Origin of the sequence: Polaromonas sp., from assembly GCF_029945895.1 — a bacterium.
In the GTDB taxonomy this organism is placed as follows: domain Bacteria; phylum Pseudomonadota; class Gammaproteobacteria; order Burkholderiales; family Burkholderiaceae_C; genus Polaromonas.
On the sequence record NZ_JAQSDL010000050.1, the window covers coordinates 1 to 3,029 of the forward strand.

Below are 3,029 nucleotides of genomic sequence, written 5' to 3' on the forward strand. Positions count from 1 at the left end.
TGGCCGACTTCGATGCCGGCTTCATCGGCGGCTACCGCCGCGTCAACCAGATGCTGGCGCGCAAGCTGATGCCGCTGCTGCGGCCCGACGACACCATCTGGGTGCACGACTATCACCTGATCCCGATGGCCGCCGAGCTGCGCGCGATGGGTTGCAAGAACCGCATCGGCTTTTTCCTGCACATCCCGCTGCCGCCGCCGCTGATTCTCGCGGCCGTGCCCCAGCATGAATGGCTGATCCGCTCACTGTTTGCCTATGACCTGGTGGGCTTCCAGAGCCAGGCCGATGTGGACCATTTCTCGCGTTATGTCGGGCAGGAGGCGGGTGCTGAAGCCCTGGACCGGCATCAGTTCCGTGCCTTCGGGCGCACGGTGCACGCGCAGGCCTTTCCGATTGGCATCGACGTTGATGAATTTGCGGCCCTGACGCATGGCAAGGAAGCGCGCGAGATGTACGAGCGCATGAAGGAGGAATACTCGCGGCGCCGCCTGCTCCTCGGCGTGGAGCGGCTCGACTATTCCAAGGGCCTGCCGCAGCGCCTGCGCGCCTTCAGGCAGTTGCTCAAGCTGTACCCGGAAAACCTCAACAGCGCGACACTGATCCAGATCGCCTCGCCCAGCCGCGAGGCACTCGACACCTACAGCGGCCTGCGCCAGGAACTGGAGAGCCTGTGCGGCGCCATCAACGGCGACTTCGGCGAACTGGACTGGATGCCGGTGCGCTACATCCATCGCAACGTGGCACGCAAGCGCCTGCCCGGCCTGTACCGTGTGGCCAGCGTGGCCCTGGTCACGCCGTTGCGGGACGGCATGAACCTGGTCGCCAAGGAATTCATCGCGGCCCAGGACCCGGCCGACCCGGGGGTACTGGTGCTCTCTCGTTTTGCCGGCGCGGCCGAGCAACTCAAGGAAGCGCTGCTGGTCAACCCCTACGACACCCACGGCACGGCCGAGAGCATCCAGCTGGCGCTGCAGATGCCCCTGCACGAGCGCCAGCGGCGGCATCAGGCGCTGCTGGAGCGCATTCGCAGCCAGGACGTGCACTGGTGGCGCAAGGCTTTTCTGCAGACCCTGTCCGACACCACCCCCGACTAGAACCATCGCCTTCAGTCGCGCGTCTGGCGGGAAAGCCGGAAATGTGCAACCATTCAGTCATTAAATGAACTGACATGGTCAAACGCAACTACCTCAACCGCCCGCTGGCCGACGGCATCCGCAAGGTGGGCTTTCGCAAATGGTACGAACGCGAGCTCATGTCCAGCCATGCCCACATGCTGCTGGCCCTGCTCTGCACGATTGCCCTGATGGGCACACTGGAGCTTTTTCACGGCGGCACCCTCAGTGAAAAGCTGGTGGACGTGGCCCTCTTCCTCATCAGCGGCGCCGTGGGACTGTGGGCGCTGCGCCGCTACCTGTACTTGCTGCTGCATGCCGAAACCGTGGCCGACCAGGCCAATTGCCCGAAATGCGCCGAATACGGCCGGCTGGATGTCGTCGAGGAAGACCGCCGCAGCGGCCAGATTCTCGTCAAGTGCCGCAAATGCGGCCAGCCCTGGACGCTGATTCCCTGATACCCGGCCCGTTTCAGACCACCAGCGCCAGCGCCGCGTAGTCGCCCACCCGGTCCTGCAAGCCGGCAGGCACCAGCACGAACCCGTCCGTCAGTGCCGGCAGCCTGCCGCTGATGTGGGCCTGCAGGCGCGGCAGCAGGTAATCGCGGTGGTGCCAGAACACGCTGCCGCCGATGCTGATGCGCTGCAGGTCCAGCGTCACGACCAGGTTGTACAGGGCCCGACCCATTACCCGGCAGATACCATCAATTATGGCCACAGCCCCCGTCTCACCTGCGCGAGCAGCTATCAAAATAGAAGCAGCATCGGGATAACCTGACGCAGCAAACCGCCGCGGCATCGCATTGCCCGCCACCAGCGCCTCGACATCGCCGATGTTGCCGCAGCCGCACAGCGCGTCGTTGTTGTCGCTGACAAACATGTGGCCCGCATGGCCGGCGTTGCCGTTTTTCCCGCGCAGCATCTGCCCGTCAACACACAGGCCGACACCGATGCCGGTGCTCCAGGTCACGTAAGCGCAATGAGCCATGCCCTGCAGCGCGCCCCAGCGACGCTCGGCCTTGAGCGCGGCCAGGCCGTCATTTTCAACACGCACCTGGGCGAACACCTCGCGCAGCGGCGCTTCGAGCAAGGCCGTGGTCCAGTGGTTGGGCAGCCCGCGCGCCGCGCCGGCCAGACCGCCGCAGATGTTGGGCGCCGCGAGTTCGACCTGGCCGTCGTTCAGTACAAAGGGCCCGCAGGACGCCACGCCGACGGCTGACAGATCCTCGCGGCGGATTTGCGCCGCAGCGCAGCTGGCCCCGATCATGCGAATCACCTGCCGCGCCAGCGCATCACTTGCGCCTTCCTTGGCGGTCGGTTCGACCTGCCGGCCAAGAATGCCGCGCTGATCGACCACGGCAACCGCCACCTTGGTGCCGCCGATGTCCACGCAGGCCACCGGCGCTGCGCCAGCAGGCAGGCGAATGTCGGGCCCGGCGAAGGGGGTGGTCGGTGAAGGGCTGGTCATGGCAGGCGGTTCAAATCAACTGGCTGATGAGGCTGGCCACCAGGCTCAGCACAATGGTGGTCGTCAAGGGAATGAACCATTCGCGCCCGAACAGTTTGAAGCGCAAGTCGCCCGGCAGTTTGCCAAAGCCCAGTTTGTGCAGCAGGGGCGTGAACCAGCTGATGAAGATCAGCGCGAGAAAAATCACCAGCATCCAGCGAATCATGCAGCTAGTTTAGGGCCTGCTGCACTTGCTGGGCACGCTGAAGAGGAAGTCCATTTTTCTTGATGATTTGAGCGGCTGGTGGCTTGCCAGCAAGCCGGGGGTTGCCCGGCGGCAACTCCCTTTTCTTTGTCTCGCCAAAGAAAAGGAAGCAAAAGAAAGGCGACCCTGCTGTCTGCGTCCCCCTTCGCTTGCGCTACGGGGGCAACCTGCGGTGCTCGGTCCAGCCGGGGCCGGGCTCGAACTCG

4 protein-coding genes are annotated in these 3,029 nt (G+C 64.7%); 2 read left to right on the plus strand and 2 right to left on the minus strand.

The annotated features are described in order from the left end of the window. Positions 1-1,094, plus strand: a 1,094-nt coding sequence (locus PSV33_RS07125; protein WP_300560182.1) for a trehalose-6-phosphate synthase, incomplete at its 5' end; no start/stop codon positions are given. A gap of 74 nt (positions 1,095-1,168) precedes the next feature. Next, the gene (locus PSV33_RS07130; protein WP_300560184.1) at positions 1,169-1,570 is read left to right on the plus strand and encodes a hypothetical protein; all 402 of its coding nucleotides are present in this window, start codon (positions 1,169-1,171) and stop codon (positions 1,568-1,570) included. 13 nt (positions 1,571-1,583) lie between these two features. On the opposite strand, the gene PSV33_RS07135 is transcribed toward PSV33_RS07130, so the two are convergent. Beyond that, positions 1,584-2,579: an ROK family protein gene (locus PSV33_RS07135; protein WP_300560185.1), complete on the minus strand. Its 996-nt coding sequence runs from the start codon at positions 2,577-2,579 to the stop codon at positions 1,584-1,586. Between the two features lie 10 nt (positions 2,580-2,589). Next, the gene (locus PSV33_RS07140) at positions 2,590-2,784 is read right to left on the minus strand and encodes a DUF2905 domain-containing protein (RefSeq protein ID WP_300560187.1); all 195 of its coding nucleotides are present in this window, start codon (positions 2,782-2,784) and stop codon (positions 2,590-2,592) included. Positions 2,785-3,029: the final 245 nt, after the last annotated feature.

Coding starts and splice junctions, on each gene's coding strand:
- PSV33_RS07130 (WP_300560184.1), top strand. CDS start 1,169: ATGGTCAAACGCAACTACCTCAACCGCCCGCTGGCCGACGGCATCCGC.
- PSV33_RS07135 (WP_300560185.1), bottom strand. CDS start 2,579: ATGACCAGCCCTTCACCGACCACCCCCTTCGCCGGGCCCGACATTCGC.
- PSV33_RS07140 (WP_300560187.1), bottom strand. CDS start 2,784: ATGATTCGCTGGATGCTGGTGATTTTTCTCGCGCTGATCTTCATCAGC.